The sequence below is a fragment of the Salegentibacter profundi genome (genome assembly GCF_054121475.1).
This window is the reverse complement of the sequence record NZ_JBSYGG010000005.1, coordinates 172,948-195,577: the sequence shown is the minus strand read 5'-3', so window position 1 is coordinate 195,577 and position 22,630 is coordinate 172,948. Positions and strand designations below refer to the sequence as shown.

Sequence of the window (22,630 nt, the reverse complement as noted above, 5' to 3'; positions counted from 1 at the left end):
TGGATCCAATGCTTCTTGTTTAGAAAGCAAAAATCAAACTATTATTTTAATTCACACACAACTTTTGAGTTTGATCCATCAAGGATCAAGATCATTTTCTGGTTTTAAGCAAATAATTTCTCCAGTTGGTATAAAGAGAATTCGGTTTTTTTGACTGCTCTTAATTGTGCTCTAAACGCTATTATTTTTGCATTAAAGGATTCTGCTGAGGCATTCGTGCTTCGGTTTGTAAAGTAGTTTAGGATAGAATTGTAGGGGTATAAGCTAGAAGATCAAACTAGCCTCGGATTATCGCCTTTGTAACGTCCTGTTAGAAAGAAAATAACTAACTTGAACTTAAAACCAGGTCTTGGCCGACAAAGCCGTTTTAATAATTCTGCTCCACCTGTCGTCAAAAAAGACCTTTAATAGCAATGCAATAATTGAAAAATTAATAATATGAAAGTTTCTATTATGACCATTTTTGTTTTCACGGTGGTATTGGCTTCCTGTAATTCGAACAAAAGTGAAAATACAATACAGGAATCCTCAGAAATTGAAGCCTCTACTGGCAGTGCATCTAAGGAAGTCAATAAACAGTTAACGAGTTCGGAAAAACTTTTACCAATTATGTCTCAATTGATGGTGGACATGAACCGGATAAATGAAGGTGTTTTTATGGAGAATTATCCTATGATTGACAGTGCAGCTTATCGTATAGCTAACCATGCGGAAATTGACCCTAATCAAAAGCAGATTATCAAAAAGAATCTGGGAAAATCTATGGAGGAGTTTGCACGCATTGATAAGGCAGTACATGATCGCGCTGTATCTATCAGTAAGGCCGCAAAACAAAAAAACATGGGAGAGATATTAAGTGAATACCATATTCTTCAGAATAGTTGCGTTAATTGCCACAACCAGTTTCGTGACCGTCTTCAATCGGAGTTTAGAGAAAGGTAAATCTCTGAATATAAATTTTCTCATATTGAATAAAATTAAATGAACCTGCACTACCATGGATACAAAAATTGATAAACCAATAGGGAAACTAGAAAAGTATGATTCTCGAGGAGTCCAAACACTCTTTAGAACACTTTCAAGAAATCATTATAATCTTTTAAAAATGGTCGATAATAAGGCCAGAATTGTTTTAACAGTGAATTCAATTATAACTTCTTTATTAATAGGGATTCAGGTTTTAAATGTCGAGAGTGTAGAGGTGAAGGAAAATTATGGAATAAGGATTTTAGTTATAGGCGGTTTGTTATCGATGGTAATGGCTTTATTGAGTATGTTACCCCATCGGTATCTAGGGAAATCCTTCAGAAAAAGTAATTATCAAGGGACTTTATATGCTGCAAATTTTTCCAAACAATCATTAGAAGACTTTAGAAAAGAGTTCGACCGAATAATGATAGATGGACAAAGCCTTTACAGGGAAATGATTAATGACCTGTATTTTCTGGGGAAAATTATTGCAAAGAAACAAAGACTTTTAATGTTTTCTGTTATGATTTTTCTTATCGGTTTGACATCAGCTATTATTTATTTTTTAATAAATGAATTCACTTAAATATCAAGGGCTTTATTGCGTTTATCTTTAAAATTTTTCAGGTCTGGATACAACTGGAAGAATTCAATTAAAATTTCAGCTTTCTCGATCTGTTGCCAGATATCATCCCAAACTACTTATCATATGAATTTTTAAGGCTGATTTTTCAGATTTTCAGGGTTTGAATTATTGCCAATAATAGTATTTAATACATTGCCCGATAAAAAAAGCATTCTATAGCATCTTCGAATTGTTTTCGAGCTCTTTTTAACGGCTGTGTGGCAATTGGCAAATTTCCAATATATTTTTTCTTCTCTTTTTTAGGCAAGCGTTAGCAACCTTCTTCATGTACTTCGTTTTCACCAAAAATGGTGTTCCGGGTATCTATATAATATACTTTCATTTTAAAATATTAATTATTTTGGATGAATTAAGGATCTAGATTGAGAGTGACTTTTTGCAATGGATTAAAACCTCAATATTTCGGTCATTAATCCGAAGCGGATGACAGAGATGTCGTTGTGGTAATAAATGTTATAGTAGTCACTTCCTTTATATAATTGAATAAAGAATCCGATATCTTCTAGAAACTTTGGATGATAGTATACCGTCATAGCAGCATTCAGCCGACTAGGATCAAGAAAATCCCAATCATTAATCTGATCCAGCATTAAAGAGGTCTCCAGTTTAACGGAAAAACTTGCTCTTCTGCTTTCTGTGAAAAGATGTTTATCCATAGGTAGTTTATAAACTAGAAAAGAATTATGCCATCTCAACCCACTGTAAGTTCCCCTCATTTCCCGAATCATCCATTCAGCTGGGTGTACTTCAACTGATGATTTAAAAAACCTCAATGCATTTCTTTTTTCATTGTAGAAACTCCGGAGAATCCCAAATTCAATAAAATTAGTGGCGAAATTCCCAGATTTAAAATTCACATCCGTAAAAGTCGAATCTTTATAAAATGTGCCGTCTTGCCCGTTAGAATGATGAGCAATCTTGCCAAAGATGGAAGCTTTTTCTTGTGGTCCTGTTTCCGATATTAAATGATACACTGAAATTTGCGGAATATAACTTGGTGTTTGCACCGGGTAGGATTCTTCATTATACATTCTAATTCTCACCTGTGGAGTAAGAATCCCTATCAGTTTTGAGTCTGCTCTTTCTCTAATAATAAAATTAGGGTTTATATTTGCTTCAAAAATGAGTGGTTCCAGATTTCCTATATCAGTTGGAAATGTGATGTAACTATCACTCTGGTTGACCAGGGCCATTTTGGTTACATCCAATTTAGGCAAGCTATCTCCTACAGCCTGGGCAAATGTTATAATATTTAGTAACAGAAAAGCACCTGTCAAAATTTTGGCTTTCATTTGTAGATGAGCTTAATTTTTTTCACAGTATCTTTTGAAAGCTTAAAACTGGCCTTAGAAAAATCGGGACGATTAGAAAGGGATATTTTATTAAAATTAGTAAGGCCAAACCCCTCCTTAGGAAAAAAAAATGTTTTGTCGATTTCTCCATTGCTATTTTCGTCATGAAGAATGGTTACTGCATAACGTCCTTTTGGTAGATTATTAAAGATTACAGATGACATTCCTCCCTCGATTTCTCCTGTTTCCTTCCTAAAGTATTTTTCTAATTTTTCATCGGGTATTGTACCTTCTTGATTATAAAGTGCAAATTGAGCAACTCCTTTGGAGTTTCTGAAATTATCAGCCTCTACACGTAGTGTATAAAGATCATCCTGAGATTCCTGCGCTATGGAGATTCCAAATGTAAAAATTCCCAGCAGGCTCATTAAGGTTTTCATGGTTGTTTTCATGATTTTATGTTTATTGTGTTTTTACTAAATGCATAGAAGGTTAGGACACTGGTAAAACTTATTCTTACTAGTAGAGCAATGAGAGTATCTGTTTCATACGGTCTTCCACTTATCATTAATTGAATAAAAAAACTGAGGCTATAAATAAGCATTGTTAAGATGCCGGTTAAGACGAATATTGTCCATTTTCTAGAATATTTTAACCCAATGGCTACCAGCAGGTATAGTGGGCCTGAGAGTAAGTTCACCCATAAAATAAACGGGGGATAATTTCCTTCTTTTTCCAAAATATCACTGTATTTAAAAAGAACAGAGCTACTTGCAAATAAAGTGACAGCTCCGAATATTGCGGCAGTTATACTCAGGAAATTTTTCATTGTAAGTTTGCTCATTTCTTTAGATTATGTTTTATCAAAATCTAATTTGTTCTTTTTAACCACCTAGAGCCAGTACATTATACCTGGAACACAAATTGGATTATTCTCATTTGCGTTATATTATCAATAAAAAACCTGATCCTTTGAGCATTACTATTCCAATGTATGGCTAAATTCCAGATGGGCTTTAGAGGGGCAGCGTAGGGGCCCTATCTGGCATTCTCTTTTTGGGGAAAAGAGGCTGCTCATGGGAATAAAAATGACTACAAAGAACCAGGCAATTTTCATAAGAGGATATAAATTTTTAATCCTAATTTGTTTTCTTATAACTCCAAACAGCCAGAGCATTCATAACTACAGCATAGCCGGAAATAATCATTAACTGTGGGGTAATATCATAAAAGCCTGATCCTTTGAGCATGACCATTCTGATGATTTCAACAAAATACCTGATCGGGTTGAGTAGTGTTATTTTTTGGGCCCAATCAGGCATGCTCTCTATGGGGGTAAAGAGGCCGCTCATCAAAATGAAAATGACAACAAAGAACCAGGCAATAAACATAGCTTGTTGTTGTGTATCGGTATAATTTGATATAAATAGTCCCATACCTAGAATTACCAGGAGGTAAACAGAGGTGAACAGATAAATAAGTGGAATGCTTCCAATTATTGGCACTGCAAAAATAATCTTTGAAATTAGAAGACCTATTGTCATTATTAGAAGTCCCAAAGCCCAGAATGGAAATAGTTTTCCAATAATGAATTGATACTTTTTTATGGGCGTGACATTAATCTGCTCGAGGGTTCCTATTTCTTTTTCCCGGACTATATTCATTCCTGAAAGGAATAGGGTTAACATGGTTACCAATAACACCAGAATTCCTGGCACCATGAAAATTTTATAGTTAAGTGTATTATTATACCAGAAGGAGGGAACGTTTAGAATCTCAATATTTTGGTGTTGCACGGGGTTAAAAGCTTTGATGCTGAAAGCAATATTTCTGTTGAAATTTTTAATGATTTGATTGATATATACACTTTCTACTCCTGCTTTTGAGCCGTCTATGGCATTGATGTATACCCCCAGGTCAGCTTCCTGCTCCCGTATAAGATTATTGTGAAAACTGGAGGGGATCTCGATAATGACATCTACTTTTCCTTTTTCCATGGCTTCATAAGCCATCTTGTGGGAAGGGAAGGAGCGAAGCACATTAAAATAGGTGGAAGCTTCAAAATTTTCTACAAGCTCCCGGGAACTTGAACTTTTATCATGATCTACATAGGAGAACTTAATGTTTTCAATATCGAAAGTGGCTGCATTAGATAGAATTATCAGTTGTAATAATGGAAGAACAAAAATAATGGGTAACATTCCTTTATTCCTAAATATTTGCCGGAACTCCTTTTGTATGATATAACTTATGGTCTTCATTATTCTAGTCTTATTTTATATTTTTTAATACTGAATCCAATCAGGAAAACAGCCATAACAACCAGTATTAGAGTTTCCTTCCACAGATAAATGATCCCGACTCCTTTCAGCATTATCCCTTTAAGGATTATAATAAACCATTTGGCAGGGATAAAGTGGCTGATATACTGCAACAGATCCGGCATACTGGAGATAGGAAAGATAAATTCCGACAACAAAATAACAGGTAACATCAAGCCCATAAGGGAGATCATCATAGCTGATTGCTGAGTTTCGGCGATTGTGGAAATTAAGATCCCCAGTGAGAGCGCGGTTATAATAAACAACACGGTTTCAAAAGCAAGAAAAATTAAACTACCTTCTATTGGCATTCCAAAGACCGTTACTCCTAAGATTAGAATGACCAGGGCATTTATAATTGATAAGAAGATATAAGGGAAAACTTTTCCAACCACAACCTGTACCGGTCTTAAAGGAGAAACCAAAAGGATTTCCATTGTTCCCAGTTCTTTTTCTCGGGTTATTGAAATGGAAGTCATCATGGCAGATACCAACATTAGGATTACGGTCATGACTCCTGGAAGAAAATTAAAGACGCTTTTGAGTTCGGCATTGTAGAACATTCTGGTCTCGATATTTATTTGTACACCTGGTGCGGATCCACTGTTCAGTTCTTTTTGATAATGTTGGATGATGGATTGTATATAATTGACTATGGTGTTGGCCGTGTTGGGTTCCGTTGCATCGGTAATGACCTGAATTTTTCCGAGTTGGAGCGCATGTAGATTTTGTGCAAACCCTTCTTCAAATACTAGGAATGCTTTAACTTCTCCTTTTTTAAAGACAGCCTCTATTTCGTCTTCATTTTCCACAACATTTTCTATCGTGAAATATTCGGAAGCGTTTATTTTATTAATAATTTTTATGGTTTCATGATCCTTTGATTTATCCAATATGCCAATTTCAACATTGTTGATTTCGTTGGTTATAGCAAAGCCAAAGAGCAGGATTTGGGCAATGGGCATCCCAAACAAAATAAACATAGATCGCTTATCACGAAAAATGTGATAGAACTCTTTTCTTACAAATCCGATAAAACGTTTCATATAAATTTTTTAAACACACTATTCTTTAGAGAAAGCTCATTCAACATTTCGTGCTAATTTTAGAAAAACCCCATCCATTGAATCGGCTTTATATTCCTTTTTTAAATTTTTAGGAGTGTCTAAAGCCTCAATTTTTCCTTCCACCATAATCGAGACCCTGTCACAATATTCGGCTTCATCCATATAGTGGGTGGTTACGAAAATTGTCGTTCCCTGTGCAGCCTGCTTATAAATTAATTCCCAGAACTGGCGACGAGTTATAGGGTCTACGCCTCCTGTAGGTTCATCCAGGAAAACGATCTTTGGTTCATGTAATAATGCCACTGAGAACGCTAATTTTTGTTTCCAGCCCAAAGGAAGGGATCCAACGAGTTTATTGGCAACCTCTTTTAAACCAAGGCTTTGAATGATCTCTTGAATTTTCTTCTTAATTGTCTTTCGGTCGAGTCCATATATTCCTCCGAAGAAAGAGATATTCTCTTTAATGGTTAAGTCATCATACATAGAGAATTTCTGACTCATATACCCAATGTTTTTCTTGATTTGGTCAGGTTGGGAATAAACATCCAGGCCGGTAACCGAGGCCTCTCCGGAAGTTGGCTTTGAAATCCCAATGAGCATTTTCATCGCTGTAGTTTTACCCGCACCATTAGCTCCCAGAAATCCGAAAATTTCGCCTTTATATGTTTTAAAGGTAATTTCATTTACCGCGGTGAATTCTCCAAATTTCTTGGTTAGACCCTCCACCTCAATTACAGTTTCTTCAGACTTCATTTTCTGTGTATGTTTTTTCTTTAGTACCGGCTAGATCCATAAAAACATCTTCAATACCGGGGGAGGTGGGCTCAATATTTATTTTCTCATGGCCTTTATCCAATAGGAAACTCTTTAATTCACCAGGGGAGAAGTTTTTTCTGGAATGTGTATAATGGACGAATTCTCCGAATGCAAATACACTTTCATTTTCTGGAAAATCCTTCAAGTCCTGAATAAGTTTGTACATGTTGTTCGCCTCAACATTGAATATCTGCTTATCGTGTTGTGAAATAATATTAGTAGGAGAATCAATTTTCAGGATTTTACCGTCTTGTATAAGGGCAATGCGGTCACATAAGGAAGCTTCATCCATATATGGGGTTGAAACAAGGGTGGTTATTCCTTTATCATTTAGTCTCTTTAGCATATCCCAGAATTCCTTTCGGGAAACCGGGTCTACTCCGGTAGTTGGTTCATCCAGGAATAATACCTTCGGCTTATGAATCAGGGCACAGGACAGTGCCAGTTTTTGTTTCATCCCACCCGAGAGCTTTCCGGCTCGTCTGTTTTTGAAAGGTTCGATTTGAACGTATATATCCTTTATCAAATCGTAATTTTCTTCGATAGTAGTTCCGAAAATGGTAGCAAAAAACTCCAGGTTTTCCTCAACTGTCAAGTCCTGGTAAAGGGAGAACCTTCCTGGCATATACCCAACAGATTTACGAATTTTCTTATAATCTTTCACCACATCATACCCTGCTACTGTAGCCTCGCCTTTATCAGCGAAAAGCAGGGTTGTAAGGATCCTGAAAAGGGTGGTTTTTCCTGCACCGTCGGGACCAATCAGACCAAAAAGTTCCCCTGGTTTCACCTCAAAGGAGATGTCCTCGACCGCTTTTACCTTTTTATAAGATTTACTGATATTATTTAAACTGATGCTCATATTTTATTTATTAAGCTATTTTGCCGTGGCCAACCACATTTCAGCCGGCATTCCTATTTTAAGGGAACCGTCATTCTTTACTTTTATTTCGACTGCATAGACCAGATTAGCCCTTTCTGCCCGGGTTTGAATTGTCTTAGGGGTAAATTCAGCCGAAGAGGAAATCCAGGTTATTTTACCGGGGAAAGATTTCATATTTTCCTTTGCTGAATCAACCTTCACATCTACATTCTGACCTAGTTTGATATCTGAAAGCTGGGGCTCAGATATGTACACGCGCAATGTTAAAGTTTGTAGGTCGGCTATTTTATATAATGGTTTCCCGAAACCTGTAATTTCGCCAGCCTCGGCATAGCGTGCCAGTACGGTACCCCTTAGTGGGTTTTCTACCAAACTTTTATCTATAAGATCGTTGATCTTAGCAATCTGAGCGTCAATAAATGCTATTTCATTAAGTATAGGTGCATTTTTTGTTCTGACATTTTTGATTTCCTCTTTAAGTACCTGCACTTCACCTTCAGTTTGGTCTACTTGCCTTTGAGTGGCGGCATTTTCGGTAAAGAGGTTATTAACCCTTGTTGCCTCTTGTTGAGCTAATTTTAATTTTTCATTTAGCACATCTATTTGTGTGAAAATCCCTTGAGATTTTGAAGCTACAGTTTTTTTAGAAGCCATTAATTGTTGTTTTTCCCAGTGAAGTTGAGTGGTGTCAATCAGGGCGACTTCAATTCCCGGTTCAATTTCCTCTCCTTCCTGGACATTAAAATATTTTATTTTCCCTTGGGCCTCTGCAGAGATTATAGTTTCTGTAGCCTCAAAATTTCCATAACCATCTGCTTTATTTTCCTCACTACAGGATGTAAAGCCAAAAATTGTAAATGATACCAGTACTAATATTTTTTTCATCGTTGTTTATTTTTCAGTATTTCCTTTAATTACCTTATAATCTGCTTTTGCCATTTCAAGTTCAATCTCATGAAGTTGTTGGTTTATTTTTGCTTCGTATAAATTGTTAAATTCAGTAAGATATTCCGAAGATGTTATCACTCCGTTTTTTAGTTGTGAATTGGCTGTTTGCACTATACCCTCCCGTAATTCAATAATTTCACTATCCCTAAGCAATAGTTTTTGAATCTTACTGATATTCATTTGCGCTTCCTTCAGTTCTATATTGTTATTGAAATTGAAGGTTTCTCTTTCTATATCGATCAGGTCCTTGGATATGTCTAGAGATTTTTTTTGTTCTTTAACCTTTCCCCAGTCAAAAATATTCCAGTTTAGTTTTACCCCAATCATATAAAAATCCTTGAAGGAGTTATCGAGGAAATTATACCCTGGTTTCCCATATCCGCCCTGGGCAAATCCATAAATATTTGGATAAAGACTTTTGGAAAGTAATTCCTTGTTTTGGTCCAGTTCCTTCTCTTTAAGCTTGAACCATTCAATCTCGGGCCTGACCCCTTCGGCTTGCATATACCTTTCCTGTTCGGGTAACTGGAGGATGGTGGAATTGTCTATAGGCCTGGCTATATAAGCCGAAAGACTCTTTAAGGCAGTTTCCAGCTGAGACCCTACTTCATCCTGTTGTTGTTTTACTTTTAATATTTCCGCCTTTAAGACATTTTCAGAAGCTGGTAGCGCTGCTCCGAATTTCACCTGGGATTCCAGTTCTTTAACTCTTTCGTTCAAGGAATTTTCCTTGGAATTCAGTATTGCCATTTGTTCCTGAAGCTGTAAGATTCCAAAATAATACTGATTGATCTTTTTCTTTATCTGGTAAAGACTGACCCTGACCTCCTGGGCCTGGGATTGCAATTCAAGATCTTTAAGTTTACTTCTAGCATGTATGCTTCCGCCATTGAATATTAATTGTTCCACATCAAGGGTAGCCCGGTATTGATCTTTATCGACGGATTCAATACTTTGCCCGCCAAAATCTATTGGAATCTCTGTAACATCAGATTGATAACTTCCTTTAGCATTTATAAGGAGTTTCGGGAGGTAGTCTTTTTGAACTGCTTTAACTTCACGGGAAGTTTTCTCTTCTAATAATGCTATCTGACTGATTAAGGGGTAATTTTCTTCTGCTAAATCATAGCATTCCCCAAGTCTTAGAATTTCTTGAGCCGAGGAAGTTGATCCAATCAAAAGCAATATTAATACACTTATCCTTTTCATTCTTGTACTTTTATATTATTGATTATCAAGTTTGATATTTCTTCTTTTCTTTCCTCCATCATATCTTTATAGGTTTTATCATCAATTTTTAGTAGACCTTTAAATAAAGGTGCAGCCAGGAAAGGGAAAATGTTTAATGATAGCAGATTGATAAAAAGCTGTTCCGCTTTGATTGGTTTTATATTTCCTTCTCGTACTTCTTTCTCTACCTGGGCCTGGAAACTCCGGAAGTCTGGAAAACCTTTCTTAGTTTGGAGTACGTTAATGAAATCCGAGTCACGATTAAGTTCCTGAATTATGAAATTCGGTAGATAAGGGTGCTTTTGAATAAAATCAATATAACTGTTGGTGAAATTCCTTATTTTTTGAAATAGCTCTGTATCATCATTCACAATTCTGTTAATTTCAGGAGCAATAAGGGAAAAGGCATTAGCGAATACTACTTCAAATAAAAAACGCTTGCTTCTATAATAGTAGTGGAGCATTGCCTTATTAATTCCAGCTTCATTAGCGATCTCTTGCATTCTGGCTCCATCCATTCCTTTACGTTGAAACACTCGCTCTGCTGCATTTAAAATATGATCTTCTGTTTTCTCGTCTTTCATTTTTTCTAATTTGTATTAACTAAATTGTTTAACCAACTGAATTAACCAATTGGTTAACAAATATAATTAATTTTTTTTAGTTACTTCTTATATTTACTTTTTTAATCAAATTTTCGTTTGACAAACCATATATCATGTAAGCTTAAGTTAACCGAAAGAAGGTGAAAATTCTCCTGTACCATAATTGTGGAAAGCTGCCCTTCTTTACCGTAGGAGTAATGGAAATTTATCATTGATTTCCTTCTAGGGTTAATGGGAAAGCCCAAACCAAGGCTAAAAGCAACATTTTGAACCTTTTCATTACCTATTTCCAGATTACCAGAATCATACTCAAAACCTCCACGGTATTTCATCCGATTAAGATATTTCAAAGGGTTTCCACCTGGAGAATATTCCAGACCGACTCCGAGTAAATCCTGATCAACATAATCTCCTATTTTATCCGATTGGTCTGTTTGGTTCCAAAAATTTCGTTTATAGTCCAGGTAAGCGGTCATTTTTTGACCAAGTCTGGTTTCTATTCCGATTCCAACTTCTAGGGGTAGATAAAAACTTTGTAGTTCTAAATCATGTGATCCTTCCAAGGTTTGTCCTTGATAAACTTGAGAATACGCCTGGACCTGGCCACCATACAGCTCTGACGGTGAGTTAATCACCAATCCACCTGTTAATTTTTCACTCCAGTCATATTGTAACCCTAATCCTATTCGTGCTCCTACGTAAGTGCTTTTTTCTCTGACAACAATCGCATTAGTTTGAATAATACTCCTTTCTTTTTCTGTTATTGTTCCGAAAATCAATGATCCAGAAGCACCCATTCTTAATTTTTCAGAGAAGTTGGTGCCAAAACTCACTTTAAAGTCATTTAAGCCACCATATCCTTCTATTATGCTGAAAAATTTCTGTTCTGTTCCTTCAAAATCTGTTTCAATACCATTGATAGTATAACCTACGTTAGTAAATGGTAGTAGACTTATTCCCAAACCGGATTTTGGGCTTAGAGGTAACGCAATTGAAAGACTGGAGAAATTACCATTGCTTTTATTCTCAATTTCCCCATTTTTGCTCAAAAAGGACTCTTGATATCTCAGGCCAACGTCATAAAAAAAATCATTAAGAGGGACTGCGGCCAAAGAGGCAGGATTAAGATTATTTATTTCCTCCACTGAGGACAATGCAATGCCAGCTTTTCCTAAGGCATTCGTTTTTCCCGGACCCAACTTGTTGGTCAACCCTAAACCAAAATATGAGTAAGGTGAATTGGAAAGTTCATTACTTTGAGATGTAGACAAAGTGGAATAAGAAAATAGAATTAGAAACAAAAACTTAAATTTATTCATCATAAATGGCATATATTATTTCTATTTTCATCTTTTGCTCATTAACCGCACCTTCTCCAAATAGTTCAAAAGCATCTACAGAGGTGGTAAGATTAGGAGCGTAAATTAAAAGGGACCAGTCATCTCCATCATATGCTTTGTTTTTATCATCAATAAATTTTTTGATAGGAACCGAATATCGGATTATACTAAATTCATCTTCCTTCTTATCAATATTGGCAAGGGTTAGTTGGTTACTGTAACTAATCAAATCTCCTATTATCTCATTTCTCTGGTTAATGATAAATAGCCGAAGAGAATCTTTCACCGGACGTATGGTCTTATCCTTAGAAGTATTTAAATAAAACTGCAATTTAGCTTCGACAATACTTCCTGTTCCTTCGATATCTTCAAGACTTTTCAGATGAGGAATTTCAATTTTGGTGGCAATACCCGTTCCTGCCTGGACATAACTTTGGTTTCCGGTTTCAATACTTGGGACACTCTGTTCTTGATTACTTAAACTAGGTAAAGAGGCCGTAGGTAATCCTGCAGATATATTATGAAATGTATTTTCCAGTACCACTTTAAGGTCCAGGGTTTTCTCTTGATTTTCTAGTTCTTCTTCGCTGGTATAATAAAGTCTTATAAAACTACTTTTAGAAAATGAAAGAACAGCAGTACCAGATTCATCAGGCTCAAGAATTAAACCCTGATATCGATTCAAAAATCTGTCAGGATTAGTAATCTCCTTATCCTGTATTTTTTTAAAGAGTACTTCACCGAATTGTTGGTCTAAGGTAATATGAATAGAATCTTTAGATCTTGGTCTGGGATGGAATTCATGTTTTGAAAGAATTTCTGTGGCAGATTCATATTGACTGGTATTGTAATAGACTCTATCATGAGGTTTCAAATCCTCAGTTACTTCGGAAATCAGGTACTTCTGAGAAAATAATGTATCACCGATACTGTATTTGTCGTATCTAAGAATAAAAGCTATAGAGTCATATTTCGCTTCAGAATCTATAGAATACCGGGTGGGTAAAAACTGGAAATAGGACTTGCTATTTACCTTTCCGAAAACCGGATCATCATACTGCCCTATTAACACTCGTTCTGAACCTGAAACGATTATGGAATCGAGTTTTAATGTTGATGATTTAACCGTAAGAGTGTCAAAAAGAAGGACCCTGGTGTCACTGTTTATCCATTGGTCTCCTATTGTGGTTTCTTGAATCTCATCACTACAGGAAACTGATGTTAAAATTAAGAATACATATATGAAGTTTCGCCAATCCATTCTGCCTATCTATTTATTTTTCAGCAAACATATTCAGAGGGGAAGTGGAAATAAAGGATTTTAGACAAAACGGGATTTTTCCCATTCCAGACAGCCTATTCTGACGATGAAATCCAATTAAGGCGCTTCGTCATTAAAATTAACTGATTGGACGACCCTTTTTTCCGATTAATCTATTTTGTTTTTGTTTCGGAGGATTCACAGATATTTTTGGGCAAAATTCAATAATGAAGGTGGAAAATAGATTGGTGTTGATTCTGGTTTTAGGTCTTGGAACAAAAAGTTTCGCACAAGCCAGTGATAGAAATATAGGATGGCAGTACAGTATTTATCCTTTAGGGGAGGAACATACAACAATTAGCAGATCAAAATTATATGGAGGTTTCACCAATAGATTTAATAAAATAAATTTGAAACATGCCATAGGATTTGAGGCTGATCAATTGTATCTCCCTTTTGAATATTCGCAAAATGAGAATGGTACTTCCAGTATATATGATTTCAGCTATGCAATGGACTTAAACTATGTGTTATCTGAGTTCCTGGAGTTCCATTTCGAATTAGAACCTACCCTTACAAGCAACCTGAAGAATTCCATATCTTCAGAAGATCTTTTTTTTTATGGGAGAGCCTTTGCCAGAATAAAAGGAGAGGTAGCTCATAAGCCATTTTACTTTAATGTTGGAGTTGCTTACTCCAGGGATTTAGGAGAGCCTGAGGTTCTTCCTGTGTTGACATTTTCCTCCAGAATCTCAGAAAAATTTATTTTAAAACTGGGATTCCCGGAAACTAAAATTTCATACTTGTGGGATTCATATGGTACTTTGAGTGCAGGGTTGAAATATCAAGGAAAATATGTCAATTTAAGTACTCCCATTTACATTGAAGAAAACCAAGCCGCCAATAAATTAATATGGGAATGGACCTCGCTGAATGTAAATTATTCTTATGAATTAAATAAACTATGGTCATTCGATTTTGGTGTCGGTTACCTTCTGAAAAATAATTTTTCTTTAAGGAATGTAAATGAGAAAAGGATATCATCCTTTGAATTGGATCCATCACCTTTTCTTTCCTCTGGAATCAACCTAAAATTTAACTAAAAATAATATAGAAAAAATGATAAAGATGAAATTGATTTTTACGGTATTACTTCTAGGTATTATTAGTATAAGTTGTAGCACCGATGATGATTTTGAAAGAGGGAATTGGATTAGACGATCGGTTTTCGACGGGATTCCGCGAACCAATGCAGTTTCTTTTACTATTGGAAGTAAGGGGTATATGGGTACCGGTTATGATGGAGATGACTATTTGAACGATTTTTGGGAATATGATATAGTAGGAAATTATTGGGTGCAAAAAGCCGACTTTCCAGGTACGCCCAGGAGCGCTGCTGTAGGTTTTGCCATTGAAGATAAAGGCTATTTAGGGACAGGATATGACGGTGATACTGAGCTTGATGATTTTTGGGAGTATGATAGCGGGACCAATAAGTGGACACGTAAGGCAGATTATGCCGGAGGAATCCGAAGAGAGGCTATTGGGTTTGGTATAGCCAATCACGGATATATCGGTACCGGATATGACGGGAGTAATGATAAAAAGGATTTTTTTAAATACAATCCTGCTGAAGATAGCTGGGAAGAATTATCTGGATTTGGTGGGGAAAAAAGAAGATCGGGGACCTATTTCATAATAGACGACTTGGTATATATAGGAACCGGGGAAAGTAACGGACTTTATAAGGAGGATTTTTGGGTTTTCAATCCAGAGACAGAAGTATTCACAAAAAAATTGGATTTAGATGAAGAGGATGATTACTCAATAATGCGATCAAGAGCTGTGGGTTTTGAACAAAATGGATTAGGGTATATTGCTACTGGTTATCGTGGGGGGAGCCTTGCCAATATTTGGGAATACAATCCTTTAACTGATGAATGGGAGGAAATCACGGCTCTTGAGGGAGTGGTCAGGCAGGACGCTGTTAGTTTTAGTACTGGTGATCAATCCTTTGTTGGTATGGGAAGATCCGCCACAATATATTTAGATGATCTCTATGAACTATTTCCTCAGCAGGAATATGACGATGAAGATTGATTAGTTTGGTTTTGTTTAATTTGTTAGCAGAAACCTGAAGTTTTTTCACTGGAGTATTCCATATATAGTGCAAAGGGCTTTAGGTTTCATTTTTAAATTATGGGAGGATACACAAAAACTTTCAATTTATATTTTTTAATCGTAGGAGTGGTTGTTACTTTGGTTTTGACGTTCTTAGGAATAAATCAAATAGGCAATCAGAAGCAAGTTGTAAAAAACAATCTGCAGGTGGAGGTTTTTACTTCCGGATCCGGGTATGGATATAGAATTCTATCGGAAGATAATATTTTAATTCAGCAGAATTTTATACCTGCTCTAGCCTATAATCAACCTTTTTGTAACCGGGAAGAAGCTGAAATGATTGCATTGTATGTATTACAAAAATTGCAAAAAGGATCAAATCCAGCCACCTCTTTTTCGAAGTTAAAAGAATTGGGAATTTCATTTAATTGTGTTGAATAAAGAAAAGATGTTCAAAATTTTTCAGTGGCAAAGGGGGAAAATAATTCTTCTGCATTTGCTTATTTGGCTTGCTTTAGGTGTAATAAATTACCTGCCCGATTTTCTTATCCTGGGCACTTATACCTACGGATTTCCTTTGACATATATCGGGTATGTGGTATTATTCTATCTTAACTATTTAGTCCTGGTCCCCCAGATATTGTTGAAACTTCGTATATTTTATTATTTAATTTCCGCCGCTTTACTTCTCACTTTGTCCGTGATATTTGGTTATATAATGGAACCATTGACCTCACCGCTTTATGTGTTAAAAGAATCTTTTTCCGATCTTGAAATTTCGCCATTATTTCGGACTTTAAGCATAATGAGAATTCTCATTATAAATTTAGCTTTTCTAATAACAGGGACAATAATTAGGATGTATAAGGAATGGATAAAAAACAGAATACTGGAGAAAGAAATTGAACGACAAAAAACGCTTTCGGAATTGAAATTCCTTAAAAATCAAATAAATCCTCATTTCTTGTTTAACTCACTCAATAGTATATATTCCTTAACTCGGAAAAAGAGTGCTGAGGCTCCTGAGGCCATTATAGCACTTTCAGAATTAATGCGATATATGTTGTATGAAACCAATAATCAAAATGTATTTCTTGAACAAGAACTAAATTATATACGACGCTTCGTTCACTTGCAATGTTTACGATTACAAAATACCGATGGTATTAAGCTTGAAATTACTGGAAAGGTTACCACTCAAAAAATCAAACCACTAATACTTATTTCCTTTATTGAAAATGCCTTCAAACACGGGACAAATGAGAGAGGGCATTCTATTGTAGTTATTAAAATTCATATAGAGGAAAATAAGTTGATTTTTTATTGTTCCAATTTTTTAAGGAGCCAACCAAATGAGGGTAAATTTTCTGGGATTGGAATTACGAATAGCAAAAAGCGACTAAATCTTTTATATCCTGGGGCTCATACTTTCGAGGTAAAGGAAGAAGAAGGTAACTTTATTGTAAATTTAACACTTAAATTGGATCAATAATGACTGTAGTAATAATAGATGATGAGCCTTTAGCTATTGAAGTTATGGAATCTTACTTAGATAAAGTTAACGGCCTCCAACTTTTGGCTACATGTACTAATCCGTTGGACGCCATTAATGTTTTAAATAAAAAAAAGGTGGACCTAATTTTTCTGGATATTGAGATGCCAAACCTGAATGGATTGGATCTGGTTAGAAATATCGAGAGTTTGCCACAAATTATTATAACAACTGCTTATTCTCAATATGCTCTGGAAGGATTCGAATTAAATGTGACGGATTATTTAATAAAACCTATACCTTTTCATCGGTTTTTAAAAGCTGTAGCTAGGGCAAAAAAAAATCATGAACTTGAAATAGGTTCAAGAAGAGAGCCCGAAAAGGAGACCGACGATTCTAAACCTGATTTCATATTCATAAAAGCGGAATATGACAGAATGAGAGTAAACCTGAATGAGTTGGCATACATTGAAGGATTAAAAGATTATTTGAAATTTCACCTGAAACCCTCTGGAAAGGTTCTTTTGACCTTGTCAAGTTTTAAAGAAATATTGGAGAAACTTCCATCCTCTAAATTTTTTAGGGTTCATCGATCTTTCATTGTTAATATCGATTTTATAACAGCGATTCAGAAAACAAAAATCCAAATTGGAGATGTAAGAATCCCTATAGGAGAAAAATACAAAAAGGAAGTATATAAGCGTTTGAACCTATAAGATTAGCTGGAAGAAATTTTAAAATATAGTCAATTCAGAGTTTTCCAGATTGTGATTCCAGCTTTAACCCTTCTCACCGATAAGTAGTTATCAGAATCCCCTCCTAATATATCAAACCTCCTATCGATATAAAGTCATTCCAAAAAGGCACTAAGGCCAATCATTACTAGGTACAAAAAAGATAGCTAAAAGAGAATACCAGGTTAATCATTGATAATAGTTTTGCCTTCCATGAAGAACCTGAGTTATTTAACTTGTATTGATTGGACCAAAAATGTTAGCGAACAATTGATATATTCCCTCTTTAAGGACTACATTATAATTGAGAATATGGCAGGGATTTTAAAAATACTCTGGTTATGTCAGAAACCGTATTGGAATATTCCTTCAAGTTTGAAATGCGCTTCCAGTCTGGATGCTGAATAAACTTTGACCATGCTTGCTGATGCTTCTCTTTATCCTTAAATGCTAGCATATAGGTTAAAGAGGGCATTTGATCCCCAGAGATATTTTTTCCGAAGAAAACTGTTCGCAGTCCTGCATCGTCAAAAATTTCAAATTCATCTTCATTGAACATCTTTAATTTTCGTCGCAGGGCATCTTCATGATAGCTTTCATAGATCCTCAATTCAAACTGATTCAAATCCTCGGCTGGTTTTACGAGATTTGGAAAACCCCAGGAGGATCTAATAAACCTACTTTCATATCTCTCAAATGGGATTTTATCTGGTGGAGTGTTCCGGTAAGCTTCCGCGGCTGATTTTAATTGATCATCATCTTCAAGCCTATCAGCAACATCAAGATATTTCTGCATGTTCTCATAGGGAATTAAGAGGTAGAGTTTTTTAGGTAAGGTTTCTCCACTTTCTTCGAATACCCCCACACTCTCTATTCCCTGCCGGTTCAAAGCTGGAATTAGAGCATCCTCAAAATAATTATGAAGAACCTCAGTTGAGGTGCCAAATCGCATATCGTATACCCTTAATTCATAGATTTCCGATTGAGAATAAGAAGAAGTAAAAAAGAAAAAGCTTGCAATAACAATAAATCGTAAGACCATAAAATTTAAATTAAGCCCTAAAGATAATATATAAATCGTGTTTCACCCTTTTCTTAAGTAACAGTTTTGGTTTTAAGTCTTTTGTAAGGGGGAAGATAAGGGGCGATAAGGCTTGGTTTTTCCTCAAGTTTACAGTGTGGGGTAATAGGGATGATTACAAATAATTAATTGATTAAACAATGGCTGGCTAAATAAAAGTAAAAACTTAGCGCAAAATTCAATCCTTTTATATGTTCATTAATCGTTGATAACCTGTTAATTAATTATTTTTCATCATCTAAAAGCTGTAATTAAATTTTATAATTTAGTTACAGTTAAAATTCAAAAGATTTCTTGGATAGTAGCCTGAAGTGAATTTTAAAGGAAACCTGGATAAAGCTTTACCATTTTGTAAAAGATTAAACAAATCCACTATAGCTACATACATAGTCGATTGATATTTATACGATTAATTTTCTGGGCCAGGATCACGAGGTGATTTCTTTTTGGCACCCTATTCAAGCCGATAGGAGAGTTGTCAAAGTGATACTTTTCCGGAATATACTATAGCCCCAATGAAAGATAAATTTGATTGTTTGGTAATTGCCTCGAAGTACAGTGGTGCCAGAGAGGTTTTTGATCTTTTGAAACAAAATTTAAGTATTCGTTCCGCCCCAGAAATTCTCCAGAATAGCGCTTTTCTGGAATGTAATTCATATGAGGAAGGCGAAAAGATACGTCTGGGAATCTTTGAATTCGAAAGCCTGGAGGAAATCTGTAAAATCAATATCGCCGATTATTTATTGCCACGGGCCAAGGTTTACTTAATGCTTAGGAATCCTGTTTGGAGGAGTTTTGCATGTTACCGGAAAAACAAAGAAGAAGGAAAGGAGCTTTCCAGTTTTATTGAAGCAGTAAAATGGGATAGTAGTCCTCCGGAAGTAGGTTTAGGCCCGCAAAAAACGAGTTATATTAGCGCCGGTAAATATTCTGATGGAATAAAATCATTGCTTGAACAAACTGAAAAGCACGAATTAAAAATTCTTCAGTATGAAGAACTACGTAGATCTCCATTTAAAGTTCTGATGGATTTAAAAGAAAGTCTTCGACTTCAATTCAAACATTCCACTGAAGAAATTGCTTTAAAATTAAGTAAACAGAAAGTTGCCGGGAAAAGGATAGGGCTTTTTAAGTCTTTTCGTCAAAATCCCGCTGAACTTGATGAGGAAACTGCAAAATACATTTATTATACTTACTTTAAAAGGGATATCGAAAGACTGGAGGACCTGTTATCAAGTAATTTCACATCGTGGAAATTTACAGAGAAAACCCTGGATGGGAATTATATCGCTAACTTTTAAAGTACAAACTGAATAGGCATAAATGGCTCTTGAGTAAAGCTTATTGAAAAATTTAATTTTTTTAGGCTATAAGAGTTTTGATTGACGGATCATGTACTTTCTAATCAAGAATAAGCCTTTCACCATTTTTAGCCGCTGACTGATAAATCTTTTCCAGGATCATAATATCCCTTAGCCCATCCTCCCCAGGAACCAATACTGGTTGATCATTCAATATTGCCCTGGCATCATCATCCATTTGCACTGCTTGCTGGTTTTTACCGAAGGGTGGTAAGATGGTTCCATCACTGGCCTTGCCTTTTACGCCACTATAACTCTGAAAAGGTCTCAAATAATACCATCCCTTTTCACAATTTATCTCCAGATTATTCAAATTTTCCCCAAAACTAGTCTTGCAATTAGCGATGATGCCATCTGGGAACTCCAGATCAAAGATGGTTGTTTCATCGACCTCTTTGAAGATATCTGGGCGCTTGGTACTATGGACGGCGCTAACAGAAATGGGCTCCATCCCGGTACTATACCGGGCGGCATTTAGTGGATACACGCCCATATCATACATCGCTCCGCCTCCCATTTGTTTTTTCAGCTTCCATGGATTCATAGGGGAGCCAAAATATCCTGCTTCGGCCTCAAGATTCTTAATAGGGCCGAAAGGTTGGGTTCGTCCCCATTTGATTATCTTTTGAGTATTAGCCTCATGTTGCATGCGGTAACCTATTGAAAGGCGTACCTTATTTTTCTCACAAGCTCTAATTATGTTTCTACATTCTTCTGAAGTACGGGCCATGGGTTTTTCACACCAGACATGTTTTCCCGTTTCCGCTGCTTTGATTGCATACTCAGCATGGAGGCCTGTAGGAAGCACGATGTAAATTACATCGATTTCTTCGTTATTGGCTATTTCCGACATATTTTCATAATTGTAAATATTCCTGTCTTTAAGGGCATATTTTTTTTGCCATACAGGAATTTTTTCCGGGCTGCCCGTAACTATTCCTCTTAATTCACAAAACCTTGTAAGCTCAAGAGCGGGTGCCAACTGACCACTACTATAATTTCCTAAACCGACAAGGGCCACGCCGAGTTTTTCTTTATTCTTAGTGGTTAAAAAATTTGGAAAAGGTAGCGCACTTGCTGCAAGAAAAAGACCTGATTGTTTTAGGAAATATCTTCTACTAGCCATGGAGAATTGATTTTGTTCTTTAATTTAAAGAAATCAGTCCTTTTTCTATGTATGAGTTAGGTTTTTAACGATAATTTAATCCATATGCATAACGGATTTAGTAATTTAAGCATGCTTACCGTAAATAATATCGATTATGAAAAAAATACTTTTTCTCACTGGTGAATTCGCTGAGGATTATGAAACTATGGTGCCTTTCCAGATGTTGGTTATGCTTGGTTACACTGTTCATGCTGTATGTCCTGATAAGAAGAAAGGCGATAAAATCAAAACTGCTATCCACGATTTTGAAGGAGACCAGACCTATACCGAAAAACCAGGTCACCTGTTCGAACTCAACCATTCCTTTGCGGAAGTCACAGCTTCAGATTACGATGGACTGGTTATCGCCGGGGGCCGGGCTCCGGAATACCTAAGGCTTAATAAGCGTGTATTGGAAATTACAAAATATTTCTTTGATCAGTATAAGCCGGTGGCAGCTATCTGTCATGCGATCCAAATCCTTACCGTTGCTGATTTGGTAGAGGGGAGAACCCTTACAGCCTATCCTAGTATTGGTCCTGAAATTGAACTAGCTGGTGGAAAATATAAGGAGGTCAATCCCACCGAGGCTGTCGTTGACGGAAACCTTGTTACTGCCCCAGCATGGCCGGGACATCCTGCATTTATTAGGGAATTTGTAAAACTGTTAGGCGCAAAGATTCAACTTTAATTTTTAGAAGGTTTTATGGATACGGAACATCTTCATTAGGATTGTAGCCAAGAAATGATTTTCTCAAATTAAGGTATATACTCTTGCTGGTAAAAACTACATGACCTTCTGAACGAAGCTTTCTTGTTCAAGAATTTTGAATGACCTTAAGCTTATTACTTCCTTTTATATTTATTTACCCAAAGAATAGCTGGCACGTGTCTTGCAACAATTCTTAAAAAAATGTGAAATTATCCTGATAAGATTTTCACCAAAAAACGGGTATAGAATATGAAAAGAGTAGCATCTGGAATAGCCCCGGTACTTCGGAAAGGAAAAGACTGGGCTTATCATAAAGTCCATTATTTTTTCATCGCGTTTTTTGCTTTGGTTCTGCTAGCCTTTACGATTTGGTTAATCACTATTTTTTATTGAGTATTAGGACAATTAGAGTGGGGATTTGTAGCAGATTTCCACGCCCTTACCCAAATTAGGGTGGAATTTGGTTCATGGCTTAAAGGGTAATTCATAACTAAATGATCCTGTACTATTAAAAATAAATATTAAAGAATAATGTTTATTCCTACCTCTTATATTTCACAACATCCAGCTATGTTTCCTCCTCATTTTGCTACACATGTGGGAA

23 protein-coding genes are annotated in these 22,630 nt (G+C 35.9%); 9 read left to right on the top strand and 14 right to left on the bottom strand.

Going from position 1 to position 22,630, the window contains the following annotated elements:
- The first annotated feature begins 438 nt into the window (after window positions 1-438).
- The gene (locus tag ACW6NC_RS09460) at window positions 439-942 is read left to right on the top strand and encodes a hypothetical protein (protein ID WP_457865513.1); all 504 of its coding nucleotides are present in this window, start codon (window positions 439-441) and stop codon (window positions 940-942) included.
- A 55-nt stretch (window positions 943-997) separates the two neighbouring features.
- Entirely contained in the window at window positions 998-1,555 is a 558-nt protein-coding gene (locus ACW6NC_RS09455; RefSeq protein ID WP_457865512.1) for a Pycsar system effector family protein, read from the top strand.
- A gap of 446 nt (window positions 1,556-2,001) precedes the next feature.
- Here the strand turns inward: ACW6NC_RS09455 and ACW6NC_RS09450 are convergent, their stop codons facing one another.
- The 12 genes from ACW6NC_RS09450 to ACW6NC_RS09395 form a co-directional block, all read right to left on the bottom strand.
- Window positions 2,002-2,907: a hypothetical protein gene (locus ACW6NC_RS09450; protein ID WP_457865510.1), complete on the bottom strand. Its 906-nt coding sequence runs from the start codon at window positions 2,905-2,907 to the stop codon at window positions 2,002-2,004.
- Window positions 2,904-3,359, bottom strand: a complete 456-nt coding sequence (locus tag ACW6NC_RS09445; protein ID WP_457865509.1) for a DUF2141 domain-containing protein — start codon at window positions 3,357-3,359, stop codon at window positions 2,904-2,906. The genes ACW6NC_RS09450 and ACW6NC_RS09445 overlap by 4 nt, the downstream gene beginning before the upstream one ends.
- On the bottom strand, window positions 3,356-3,751 hold the full coding sequence (locus ACW6NC_RS09440; RefSeq protein WP_457865508.1) for a hypothetical protein: 396 nt from the start codon (window positions 3,749-3,751) through the stop codon (window positions 3,356-3,358). The genes ACW6NC_RS09445 and ACW6NC_RS09440 overlap by 4 nt, the downstream gene beginning before the upstream one ends.
- A 295-nt stretch (window positions 3,752-4,046) precedes the next feature.
- A complete protein-coding gene (locus tag ACW6NC_RS09435) occupies window positions 4,047-5,168 on the bottom strand; it encodes an ABC transporter permease (RefSeq protein WP_457865507.1) in 1,122 nt (373 codons plus the stop codon).
- Window positions 5,168-6,274, bottom strand: coding sequence for an ABC transporter permease (locus ACW6NC_RS09430; RefSeq protein WP_457865505.1), 1,107 nt, complete (start codon window positions 6,272-6,274; stop codon window positions 5,168-5,170). Before ACW6NC_RS09430 ends, ACW6NC_RS09435 begins: the two co-directional genes overlap by 1 nt.
- 36 nt (window positions 6,275-6,310) lie before the next feature.
- Window positions 6,311-7,048 (bottom strand): ABC transporter ATP-binding protein, encoded by a 738-nt coding sequence (locus ACW6NC_RS09425; RefSeq protein ID WP_457865503.1) that lies wholly within the window; start codon window positions 7,046-7,048, stop codon window positions 6,311-6,313.
- Window positions 7,038-7,973 carry an ABC transporter ATP-binding protein gene (locus ACW6NC_RS09420; RefSeq protein WP_457865502.1) on the bottom strand — a complete coding sequence of 312 codons (936 nt, stop codon included), beginning with the start codon at window positions 7,971-7,973 and terminating at the stop codon, window positions 7,038-7,040. The genes ACW6NC_RS09425 and ACW6NC_RS09420 overlap by 11 nt, the downstream gene beginning before the upstream one ends.
- 15 nt (window positions 7,974-7,988) lie before the next feature.
- Window positions 7,989-8,879: an HlyD family secretion protein gene (locus ACW6NC_RS09415; RefSeq protein WP_457865501.1), complete on the bottom strand. Its 891-nt coding sequence runs from the start codon at window positions 8,877-8,879 to the stop codon at window positions 7,989-7,991.
- 6 nt (window positions 8,880-8,885) lie between these two features.
- A complete protein-coding gene (locus tag ACW6NC_RS09410) occupies window positions 8,886-10,151 on the bottom strand; it encodes a TolC family protein (RefSeq protein ID WP_457865500.1) in 1,266 nt (421 codons plus the stop codon).
- The gene (locus tag ACW6NC_RS09405; RefSeq protein ID WP_457865498.1) at window positions 10,148-10,756 is read right to left on the bottom strand and encodes a TetR/AcrR family transcriptional regulator; all 609 of its coding nucleotides are present in this window, start codon (window positions 10,754-10,756) and stop codon (window positions 10,148-10,150) included. Before ACW6NC_RS09405 ends, ACW6NC_RS09410 begins: the two co-directional genes overlap by 4 nt.
- Before the next feature lie 101 nt (window positions 10,757-10,857).
- Complete coding sequence (locus ACW6NC_RS09400; RefSeq protein WP_457865496.1) at window positions 10,858-12,099, bottom strand: hypothetical protein; 1,242 nt, start codon at window positions 12,097-12,099, stop codon at window positions 10,858-10,860.
- Window positions 12,089-13,378: a DUF4270 family protein gene (locus tag ACW6NC_RS09395; protein ID WP_457865495.1), complete on the bottom strand. Its 1,290-nt coding sequence runs from the start codon at window positions 13,376-13,378 to the stop codon at window positions 12,089-12,091. Before ACW6NC_RS09395 ends, ACW6NC_RS09400 begins: the two co-directional genes overlap by 11 nt.
- Before the next feature lie 227 nt (window positions 13,379-13,605).
- Here ACW6NC_RS09395 and ACW6NC_RS09390 point away from each other — a divergent pair, with 227 nt between their 5' ends.
- From ACW6NC_RS09390 to ACW6NC_RS09370, 5 genes are all read left to right on the top strand, one after another.
- A complete protein-coding gene (locus tag ACW6NC_RS09390; protein WP_457865493.1) occupies window positions 13,606-14,481 on the top strand; it encodes a DUF6268 family outer membrane beta-barrel protein in 876 nt (291 codons plus the stop codon).
- Between the two features lie 25 nt (window positions 14,482-14,506).
- Entirely contained in the window at window positions 14,507-15,478 is a 972-nt protein-coding gene (locus tag ACW6NC_RS09385) for a Kelch repeat-containing protein (RefSeq protein ID WP_457865491.1), read from the top strand.
- A 99-nt stretch (window positions 15,479-15,577) separates the two neighbouring features.
- Window positions 15,578-15,940: a DUF4907 domain-containing protein gene (locus ACW6NC_RS09380; protein WP_457865489.1), complete on the top strand. Its 363-nt coding sequence runs from the start codon at window positions 15,578-15,580 to the stop codon at window positions 15,938-15,940.
- Between the two features lie 7 nt (window positions 15,941-15,947).
- Window positions 15,948-16,991 (top strand): sensor histidine kinase, encoded by a 1,044-nt coding sequence (locus ACW6NC_RS09375; protein ID WP_457865487.1) that lies wholly within the window; start codon window positions 15,948-15,950, stop codon window positions 16,989-16,991.
- Window positions 16,991-17,707, top strand: coding sequence for a LytR/AlgR family response regulator transcription factor (locus tag ACW6NC_RS09370; RefSeq protein ID WP_457865485.1), 717 nt, complete (start codon window positions 16,991-16,993; stop codon window positions 17,705-17,707). Before ACW6NC_RS09375 ends, ACW6NC_RS09370 begins: the two co-directional genes overlap by 1 nt.
- Before the next feature lie 316 nt (window positions 17,708-18,023).
- Here ACW6NC_RS09370 and ACW6NC_RS09365 read toward each other — a convergent pair whose 3' ends face one another.
- Window positions 18,024-18,767: an NIPSNAP family protein gene (locus ACW6NC_RS09365; RefSeq protein WP_457865484.1), complete on the bottom strand. Its 744-nt coding sequence runs from the start codon at window positions 18,765-18,767 to the stop codon at window positions 18,024-18,026.
- A gap of 554 nt (window positions 18,768-19,321) precedes the next feature.
- Here ACW6NC_RS09365 and ACW6NC_RS09360 point away from each other — a divergent pair.
- Entirely contained in the window at window positions 19,322-20,107 is a 786-nt protein-coding gene (locus ACW6NC_RS09360) for a sulfotransferase domain-containing protein (protein WP_457865482.1), read from the top strand.
- Window positions 20,108-20,207: 100 nt separating this feature from the next.
- Here the strand turns inward: ACW6NC_RS09360 and ACW6NC_RS09355 are convergent, their stop codons facing one another.
- Window positions 20,208-21,293: a Gfo/Idh/MocA family protein gene (locus ACW6NC_RS09355; RefSeq protein WP_457865481.1), complete on the bottom strand. Its 1,086-nt coding sequence runs from the start codon at window positions 21,291-21,293 to the stop codon at window positions 20,208-20,210.
- 136 nt (window positions 21,294-21,429) lie between these two features.
- On the opposite strand from ACW6NC_RS09355, the gene ACW6NC_RS09350 reads away from it, so the two are divergent.
- Entirely contained in the window at window positions 21,430-22,005 is a 576-nt protein-coding gene (locus ACW6NC_RS09350; protein WP_457865480.1) for a DJ-1/PfpI family protein, read from the top strand.
- Window positions 22,006-22,630 lie beyond the last annotated feature (625 nt).

What these genes read in the sequence shown, in the direction of transcription:
- ACW6NC_RS09445 (WP_457865509.1), bottom strand. Translation starts at nt 3,359, where the DNA reads ATGAAAACAACCATGAAAACCTTAATGAGCCTGCTGGGAATTTTTACA.
- ACW6NC_RS09355 (WP_457865481.1), bottom strand. Translation starts at nt 21,293, where the DNA reads ATGGCTAGTAGAAGATATTTCCTAAAACAATCAGGTCTTTTTCTTGCA.
- ACW6NC_RS09425 (WP_457865503.1), bottom strand. Translation starts at nt 7,048, where the DNA reads ATGAAGTCTGAAGAAACTGTAATTGAGGTGGAGGGTCTAACCAAGAAA.
- ACW6NC_RS09390 (WP_457865493.1), top strand. Translation starts at nt 13,606, where the DNA reads ATGAAGGTGGAAAATAGATTGGTGTTGATTCTGGTTTTAGGTCTTGGA.
- ACW6NC_RS09350 (WP_457865480.1), top strand. Translation starts at nt 21,430, where the DNA reads ATGAAAAAAATACTTTTTCTCACTGGTGAATTCGCTGAGGATTATGAA.
- ACW6NC_RS09360 (WP_457865482.1), top strand. Translation starts at nt 19,322, where the DNA reads ATGAAAGATAAATTTGATTGTTTGGTAATTGCCTCGAAGTACAGTGGT.
- ACW6NC_RS09375 (WP_457865487.1), top strand. Translation starts at nt 15,948, where the DNA reads ATGTTCAAAATTTTTCAGTGGCAAAGGGGGAAAATAATTCTTCTGCAT.
- ACW6NC_RS09365 (WP_457865484.1), bottom strand. Translation starts at nt 18,767, where the DNA reads ATGGTCTTACGATTTATTGTTATTGCAAGCTTTTTCTTTTTTACTTCT.
- ACW6NC_RS09455 (WP_457865512.1), top strand. Translation starts at nt 998, where the DNA reads ATGGATACAAAAATTGATAAACCAATAGGGAAACTAGAAAAGTATGAT.
- ACW6NC_RS09460 (WP_457865513.1), top strand. Translation starts at nt 439, where the DNA reads ATGAAAGTTTCTATTATGACCATTTTTGTTTTCACGGTGGTATTGGCT.
- ACW6NC_RS09400 (WP_457865496.1), bottom strand. Translation starts at nt 12,099, where the DNA reads ATGATGAATAAATTTAAGTTTTTGTTTCTAATTCTATTTTCTTATTCC.
- ACW6NC_RS09430 (WP_457865505.1), bottom strand. Translation starts at nt 6,274, where the DNA reads ATGAAACGTTTTATCGGATTTGTAAGAAAAGAGTTCTATCACATTTTT.
- ACW6NC_RS09450 (WP_457865510.1), bottom strand. Translation starts at nt 2,907, where the DNA reads ATGAAAGCCAAAATTTTGACAGGTGCTTTTCTGTTACTAAATATTATA.
- ACW6NC_RS09435 (WP_457865507.1), bottom strand. Translation starts at nt 5,168, where the DNA reads ATGAAGACCATAAGTTATATCATACAAAAGGAGTTCCGGCAAATATTT.
- ACW6NC_RS09440 (WP_457865508.1), bottom strand. Translation starts at nt 3,751, where the DNA reads ATGAGCAAACTTACAATGAAAAATTTCCTGAGTATAACTGCCGCAATA.
- ACW6NC_RS09370 (WP_457865485.1), top strand. Translation starts at nt 16,991, where the DNA reads ATGACTGTAGTAATAATAGATGATGAGCCTTTAGCTATTGAAGTTATG.
- ACW6NC_RS09405 (WP_457865498.1), bottom strand. Translation starts at nt 10,756, where the DNA reads ATGAAAGACGAGAAAACAGAAGATCATATTTTAAATGCAGCAGAGCGA.
- ACW6NC_RS09415 (WP_457865501.1), bottom strand. Translation starts at nt 8,879, where the DNA reads ATGAAAAAAATATTAGTACTGGTATCATTTACAATTTTTGGCTTTACA.
- ACW6NC_RS09410 (WP_457865500.1), bottom strand. Translation starts at nt 10,151, where the DNA reads ATGAAAAGGATAAGTGTATTAATATTGCTTTTGATTGGATCAACTTCC.
- ACW6NC_RS09420 (WP_457865502.1), bottom strand. Translation starts at nt 7,973, where the DNA reads ATGAGCATCAGTTTAAATAATATCAGTAAATCTTATAAAAAGGTAAAA.
- ACW6NC_RS09395 (WP_457865495.1), bottom strand. Translation starts at nt 13,378, where the DNA reads ATGGATTGGCGAAACTTCATATATGTATTCTTAATTTTAACATCAGTT.
- ACW6NC_RS09380 (WP_457865489.1), top strand. Translation starts at nt 15,578, where the DNA reads ATGGGAGGATACACAAAAACTTTCAATTTATATTTTTTAATCGTAGGA.
- ACW6NC_RS09385 (WP_457865491.1), top strand. Translation starts at nt 14,507, where the DNA reads ATGAAATTGATTTTTACGGTATTACTTCTAGGTATTATTAGTATAAGT.